At 61.3% G+C, this 6736-nt stretch carries 7 protein-coding genes; 4 read left to right on the plus strand and 3 right to left on the minus strand.

Annotated elements, in window-relative coordinates; translation table 11 throughout:
• Positions 1 to 384: 384 nt before the first annotated feature.
• On the minus strand, positions 385 to 570 hold the full coding sequence (locus MHK00_RS11505; RefSeq protein ID WP_005329460.1) for a hypothetical protein: 186 nt from the start codon (positions 568 to 570) through the stop codon (positions 385 to 387).
• A 66-nt stretch (positions 571 to 636) separates the two neighbouring features.
• Here MHK00_RS11505 and MHK00_RS11510 point away from each other — a divergent pair, with 66 nt between their 5' ends.
• Genes MHK00_RS11510 through MHK00_RS11520 form a run of 3 tightly spaced genes read left to right on the plus strand, consistent with a single transcriptional unit; the run spans position 637 to position 4894 of the window.
• A complete protein-coding gene (locus tag MHK00_RS11510; RefSeq protein ID WP_250411931.1) occupies positions 637 to 2652 on the plus strand; it encodes a helicase-associated domain-containing protein in 2016 nt (671 codons plus the stop codon).
• Complete coding sequence (locus MHK00_RS11515) at positions 2649 to 4274, plus strand: DNA repair helicase XPB (RefSeq protein ID WP_250411933.1); 1626 nt, start codon at positions 2649 to 2651, stop codon at positions 4272 to 4274. The genes MHK00_RS11510 and MHK00_RS11515 overlap by 4 nt, the downstream gene beginning before the upstream one ends.
• Entirely contained in the window at positions 4271 to 4894 is a 624-nt protein-coding gene (locus MHK00_RS11520) for a DUF3239 domain-containing protein (RefSeq protein WP_250411935.1), read from the plus strand. The genes MHK00_RS11515 and MHK00_RS11520 overlap by 4 nt, the downstream gene beginning before the upstream one ends.
• Here the strand turns inward: MHK00_RS11520 and MHK00_RS11525 are convergent.
• Positions 4891 to 5562 carry a hypothetical protein gene (locus MHK00_RS11525; protein ID WP_250411937.1) on the minus strand — a complete coding sequence of 224 codons (672 nt, stop codon included), beginning with the start codon at positions 5560 to 5562 and terminating at the stop codon, positions 4891 to 4893. The two genes, MHK00_RS11520 and MHK00_RS11525, sit on opposite strands and share 4 nt — an antisense overlap.
• A 158-nt stretch (positions 5563 to 5720) precedes the next feature.
• A complete protein-coding gene (locus MHK00_RS11530; RefSeq protein ID WP_250411939.1) occupies positions 5721 to 6350 on the minus strand; it encodes an HNH endonuclease signature motif containing protein in 630 nt (209 codons plus the stop codon).
• Between the two features lie 196 nt (positions 6351 to 6546).
• Between MHK00_RS11530 and MHK00_RS11535 the strand changes: the two genes are divergently transcribed.
• A partial coding sequence (locus tag MHK00_RS11535; protein ID WP_250411942.1) for a transposase occupies positions 6547 to 6736 on the plus strand: 190 nt, incomplete at its 3' end.

A 6736-nucleotide genomic window follows, 5' to 3' on the forward strand; every position in this document is an offset into this window, starting at 1 on the left:
ATACGCAGCGGTAAGATGCATCCCACATCTTTTAGCAGCTTGGCGTACCGACAGTCCGCTTCGGACTAGCTCTACAAGCTGGACAGCCTGGCTGCCGCGGCGATCAACTCGTTTGGCTTTAAACACGACTGGCAATCCAAAGGCATGGCAAAAATTCAAAGCATGCCCGTAATGACAACCAAGCTCACCAGCCGCCGAACGGACACTACGCCCACTGCCAACCAAGGCAACTAAGCCACGACGATCCGACTCAGACAACGAATGAAACGGGCCAACAACCCCAGACACAACAACACCCTCCTAAGGGAAAGTGTTGCAACGACCCTCTGAACTCAAGCCTTTTTGTATGACAGAAAAATCCCCGCACCAAGGCGGGGACATACTCTAGCGATTGATGCGAGTATAAGGGTGAACGTAGTTCAGCTTCTCTGCCGGCATCGGCAAGATCAGATCATCGCCGTAGGGGCTGGACGCACCAGCAAAAGGCGCAGAGATTTCGGTGATTGCGTGCTCGCGATTTTCGTTCTTCGGCCAAGCCGGGGAAACGTGACCCTTCTTCTGATTCGACATAGCCCTTATTATTTCAAACCTTGCGCAAAAACGTAACTCAAACGATAACTAAACTGGGGTGACATCATGACTCAGTCTTCCCACCTCCCGCATTTCCGCACGTGGCTCGCCTCCCTTGAGGAAGAAAAGCTCGCCACCATCCTCCGCAACCGGCCGGATGTGCTCAATCCGCTACCCCCGAGCATCGCAGCGTTGGCTACCCGCCTGCTACTGCGCACTTCTATCGCGCGGGCGCTCATGAACTGCACTGCACGGCAGCTTGCGGAGATCGAAGACATCGCGCGCCGCGGCGGAGAGCTCGAGGAGGTAGAAGACCTTAATCCGGACATCACCCGCCAGCTCAAGGAGCGCGGCCTGGCCTACGGCAACGTCCTCATCCCGCCCGAGGTCATGCCCGCCCTTCCCACGGGCTGGTCCCTCCTCGACCAGGTCCAGGTCAGCCCGGAGGACATCGCCGAGCTGCCGGATGAAGAACGGAAGGTTCTCCAGACCCTATCGCGCTCCAATGGCCTGGGTACCACGCGAGATGCGGCCATTGACGCGGATCCGGCCCGGCCGATTCCGCGGCTCATCGCCAAGCAGCTGCTCCAGCGCGTGGACGCCACCACCGTCCGCCTGCCGCGCGCCGTGCACCTTGCGCTCAACGGCAAGCCCACCGCCCCAATCCCAGTAGAGGGAATCACCGAATCCCCCGCCCCGGATTCCAAGGTCGATGATGCCGGCACCGCGGCCGGCCTTTCCGCCGTGCGCGGCATGCAGCGCGTCATTGACGCCCTAGGCGCGCGGCCGATAGAACTGCTCAAGGACAAGACCGTCGGCGTTCGCCAGCTCACCAACCTGAGCAAAACCCTCGACATCGGCGAAGCGGAGCTACGCCGGCTCATCGAACTCGGCATGAGTGCCCGCCTACTAAGCCGCGGCGAGCCGAAAAACATGGAGGGCAATTTCCTCGCCCCAACGGAGCTCGCCCAAACCTGGCTCGACGCAAACCTCGCCGAAAAATGGCAATTTCTGCTCGAGGCTTGGACTGCCTCCCCATGGACAAAGGAAGGCCGCACGCTAGCGCACACCAATGACCGGCTACCTAGCTTCAGGGACAAAGTCCTGCAGGTCTACCTGCGTGGGGCGAAACCCACCTTCGAGGAGTCCCTGCGCTTCCATTTCCCGCTCTTTGCCACGCACACCTCGGACGAGACCATCGCCGAACTCCGCGCGGAAGCCGAGTGGATCGGTGCCGTTGCCCTCGAGCGCCCCACCAGCGTGCTTATCGACGGCCCCGACGCCGCCGCCCGCCTGACCCCCGACACGGTCGATTACTTCCTCATCCAAGCGGATATGACCGTCCTGGTTCCCGGCCCGCTCGATCCGGAGACCCACCAACGGCTCGAAGCAGTCGCCGACCTCGAGTCCCCCGGCCTGGCCAGCGTCTATCGCATCTCGGACGCTTCCCTGCGCCGCGGCCTGGATCGCGGCATGACCGGGGAGGAACTCCAGGCCTTTTTCGCCGCCCATGGGGAGGTGCCACAGACGCTGGAGTTCCACATCGGGGACGTCGCCAAGCGCCATGGCACCCTGCGCTCCGGCCCGGCGCTGTCCTACCTGCGCAGCGAGGACCCGGCTCTCCTCCAGATTGCGCTGAAGGCGGCGCCCTTGCGCCTGCTCGCGCCCACCGTGGCGGTGTCCCAATTGCCGGTGCACGACTTGCTGGAGCGCCTGCGCGAGCACGGACTCACCCCCGCGGCAGAGGACGAAAACGGCGCCAGCCTTACAGTCGCGCCCGAACCGGCTACCCTGCCGACGCCCACCGCCCGCCGGGCCACCGCTTCCCCGGACATCGCGAAGGCGATGCGCACCCTGCGCGACGACGCGGCGCCTTCCACGCCCAGCCTCGATATAGTCCACGCCGCCGCGCGCACTGCCCGGCCGATCACCATCGGCTATGCGGACAAGAACGGCAACGAAAAGAAACGCACCGTCACCCCGCTGACCGTGGCGGGCGGGCAAATCGACGCTCGCGCGGCCGATGGCTCTACCATCCGGTTTCCCTTGCACCGGATCACCTCCGTTACGCTGGAGCCATGAATGGACCATTGATTGTGCAGTCGGATAAGACCGTCCTGCTCGAGGTGGATCACGCCCAAGCCGCCGAGGCCCGCGCCGCGCTCGCTCCCTTTGCGGAGCTGGAGCGCGCCCCCGAGCACGTGCACACCTACCGCATCACCCCGCTCGCGTTATGGAATGCCCGCGCGGCCGGGCACGATGCCGAGCAGGTCGTCGACGTCCTCGAAAGCTACTCCCGCTTTCCAGTCCCCCAAGCCCTGCTTGTCGACGTCGCCGAAACCATGTCCCGCTACGGCCGCGTCCGCCTCCACGCCCACCCGGCCCACGGCCTCATCCTCGAGTCCGAAGAGCCACCTATCCTGGAAGAACTCTCCCGCGGCGCTACCGGAAAACTCCTCGGCGCGCGCATCGACGAGCACTCCATCGCCGTCCCGCCCTCCGAGCGCGGCCGCCTTAAACAAGCCCTCCTCAAGGCCGGCTGGCCGGCCGAGGATCTCGCCGGCTACGTCGATGGCGAGTCCCATCCGATCGCCCTCAATCACGACGGCTGGCAGCTGCGTGACTACCAGCAGTACGCCACCGAGGCCTTCTGGTCCGGCGGCTCCGGCGTCGTCGTACTCCCATGCGGCGCTGGCAAAACCATCGTCGGCGCGGCTGCGATGGCCAAGGCAGAATCCACCACGCTCATCTTGGTCACCAATACCGTCGCCGGCCGCCAATGGCGCGACGAGCTCCTGCGCCGCACCACCCTGACCGAAAACGAAATCGGCGAATACTCCGGCGAAAAGAAGGAAATCAAGCCCATCACCATCGCCACCTACCAGGTGGTCACGCGCAAAACCAAGGGCGAATACCGCGCCCTCGAGCTCTTCGATTCCCGCGACTGGGGCCTCATCATCTACGACGAGGTCCATCTCCTTCCCGCCCCGGTGTTCCGCATGACGTCGGACCTTCAATCGCGGCGTCGGCTAGGGCTTACCGCTACCCTCGTGCGCGAGGACGGCCGCGAGGGCGACGTCTTCTCCCTTATCGGCCCCAAGCGCTACGACGCCCCGTGGAAAGAACTCGAAATGGCCGGCTATATCGCCACCGCCGAATGCATCGAGGTCCGCGTGGATATGGACGCCGAGGAACGCATGCTGTACGCCACCGCCCAACCTCGCGACCGCTACCGCATCGCCGCCCAAGCCGCCGCCAAGCTCCGTGCGGTGGACAAGATCCTGGCCCGCCACCCACAGCAGGCGCTCATCATCGGCGGTTATGTCGACCAGCTCAAAGAGCTCGGCGCGCATCTCGACGCCCCCGTTATCGACGGCTCCACCTCCACCGCCAAGCGCGAACGCCTCTTCCAACAATTCCGCGAGGGCACACTTCCCGTTCTCGTAGTATCCAAGGTGGCCAATTTCTCCATCGATCTTCCCGAGGCAGCCCTAGCCATCCAGGTCTCCGGCACCTTCGGCTCCCGCCAAGAAGAGGCCCAACGCCTCGGCCGGCTGCTGCGCCCCAAGGAAGAGGAAGCTCTCTTCTATTCGCTGGTCACCCGCGATAGCCTCGACGCAGACTACGCCGTGCATCGCCAACGCTTCCTCGCCGAGCAGGGATATGCCTACCGGCTTATCGACGCACTAGACTTGGAACAATGAAAATCTTCAAGTTCGACGTAGACGAGTCCTTTGCCAAGGCCAATAACGAGCTCTTGCGCGATTCAAACCGCCTTCGCATCTCCGGCCTCGTGCTGGGCATCCTGCTCATCATCGGCGGCGCAGCCATCTGGTGGGGATTTTCTTGGGGTATCACCCTCGGCTTGGGCATGATCCTTTTCGGAATCATGGTGGCCATCGTCGGCTTCGCCGCCGCACGTAAAGTTGGCACCGCCCAACAGCTCTATGACTCCTATCCCCTTGCTCCGGCTGTCATCGCTGAGGTCAACGAACGCGACATGGTCCTGCTCGCCCTAGTCAATACCAATGTGGATCCTTCCCTGCCTCCCCGCTGGGCCGCTTGCCTGCGCACCGTGACCGCTATTCCCGGCACTCAGCGCACCGTAGGCACCAAGGTTCCCGTCGCCGCTGTGTCCGGCCGCGCAGACAACAACCACTGGCAGCAAATCACCCCTATGCCCATCGCCTGGGGCACCCCTGACGCCGAAACCGTCACCATTGCCCGAAAGTCCATCCCCCAGGAGGAATGGCAGCGCCTCGAGCGCGCCCGCAAGCGCCTGTCCGACGTGAAGGCCACGAAGTTCGACCTTCTAGTTCTCTAGGGCTCCACAAACCTTTCTGGATACAGCATTACTTCTAGGAGCGGGTCCGGCCACTTGTTGAGAACTATCTGGGCGACCTCTTCCTCCCTTTCGGAGAAATGATCCCTCGCTAGTTCCACCCAGAATTGCCCGCAAGACCGCGCTTGCCAATCTGGATCAGATTCGGTTCCACGCTTCGCGTACTCCCACGCAGCGTCATTCTCACCGATTTCTTCTAAGGCTTTAGCTGCCTCTTCGAAATAAACCGCGTAGCTACCCTCAGCCAGGTGTGTACGAATGATTGCTTCGACGTCTTGATCTAAAACCGCAAAGCGCTTCTCCATATACTTACGGCGGATAACATCTGCGTTTTCCGCCCAAGCGCGCACCCGAGCCAGGTCGTCTTCTCCGAGGACCGTTGAATATGCAACAGGGTCAAGATCGAAGTAATCAACCTCGTTGCTCTCATGGAAATCAATGAACCACTCGGCCAGCTCCCTTGGCGCAGGCTTGGCGCGCTGTGCGCTCTTAGCGTGGAGCTCGATAAGCTCTTCAACAACCTCACTTAACATACCAAGTGAGTCATCCGCATTGGCTATCACATCTACGGCAATCTCCAGCGCTTCTTGCACAACCGAGAATACTTGGGCTGGATCCTCCGAAGGGTCCTCCACGGCAAAATCGAGCACGCCAATTCCATCTTGCATTTTCAGTGCACGTCTAGCTGCCCGATCCTCATCAAGAAAGGATCGGGTCCTACTCTGAAAAAATGGCAAGGCGATGGCAGCCAGTGAGCTCATCAGTTCGGCCTCCTCGGTAGGCTGTCAGCCCATTTTAACGGCGTCCCCTACCCTTTGGAGGTCTTCCTTTCTGTTCTTTGTCGTTGGTGTGTGAGGTATTGGGCCCAGGTGTGGTTCCAGTGTGTGTGGTGTGTGGTTAGTGGTCCGGTGGGGTGGTCTAGTTGGTAGGTGCCGTCGCGGTGGAGCCAGGCGATGGTTCCGGTAATCGGGTCGAGGATGTAATGGACTCTGCGGTCGGTTTTGATGTTGTGGTGGTGTTGGCAGAGGTTGACTAAATTGTCTGGGCTGGTTGGCCCGCCAAGGTGGTATTCGATGCGGTGGTCGAGTTGGCACCGGGTGGCGGGGACGGTACAGCCGGGCCAGCGGCAGTTAGCGTCTCTGCCTTGGGTGTAGGCGCGGATGTCGGTGGTGGGGGTGTACGAGTCTGCCTCGTCGGCTAAGAGTCGGCGGATGAAGGTGTTGTCTGTGGGGGCATGGTTGAGGTTTATCCATCCGGCACCGGGGTGGAAGACGAGGTTGGCTTTCTCGTTTGTGGTGAAGGTGTTGATGGCAACACTGGTGTGGGTGTCTTCCAAGATGAGGTCGATGAGTGCTTGTGCTGCGGTGGTGGTGGTCTGGTTGGTGTAAGCATCGATGTGGCGGGCGATGATGGTGGCGGTGGCACTATCGCAGGTCAAAGATAGTGTGGTGGTGTTATCCGGGTTGTAGTTGATGCGCAGGCGTGGTTCGGGTTGTTGTTCTTTGTCTTCGGGGCGCAGGTGGGTGTCGATGAAGGTGCGAATGAAGCGGCGAAGGTCGGCGGGACCTGGCCCCCGTTAGGTAGACACCTGATATCCAGCCCGGTTGGGTTGGGAAGAAAGGTAATCTACCACCATGCCTAGGTACTCCGAACAGTTCAAACGTGATGCTGTAGCCCTCTACGAAAACAATGAGGACCTCTCGCTTCACACGGCTTCAGCAGAGCTAGGAATCAATCGTTCTTCACTTTATTCCTGGCTTAAGCAGTACGGCACCGGCAAACGTGCCCACTCGAAAAACATGCGTGATAAAGCTCAGGCGACGA

The organism is Corynebacterium tuberculostearicum (genome assembly GCF_022347385.1).
Taxonomy (GTDB): domain Bacteria; phylum Actinomycetota; class Actinomycetes; order Mycobacteriales; family Mycobacteriaceae; genus Corynebacterium; species Corynebacterium tuberculostearicum_M.

Excerpts from the sequence above, each read along its gene's own strand:
- MHK00_RS11510 (WP_250411931.1), top strand. The coding sequence starts at position 637 with ATGACTCAGTCTTCCCACCTCCCGCATTTCCGCACGTGGCTCGCCTCC.
- MHK00_RS11505 (WP_005329460.1), bottom strand. The coding sequence starts at position 570 with ATGTCGAATCAGAAGAAGGGTCACGTTTCCCCGGCTTGGCCGAAGAAC.
- MHK00_RS11515 (WP_250411933.1), top strand. The coding sequence starts at position 2,649 with ATGAATGGACCATTGATTGTGCAGTCGGATAAGACCGTCCTGCTCGAG.
- MHK00_RS11520 (WP_250411935.1), top strand. The coding sequence starts at position 4,271 with ATGAAAATCTTCAAGTTCGACGTAGACGAGTCCTTTGCCAAGGCCAAT.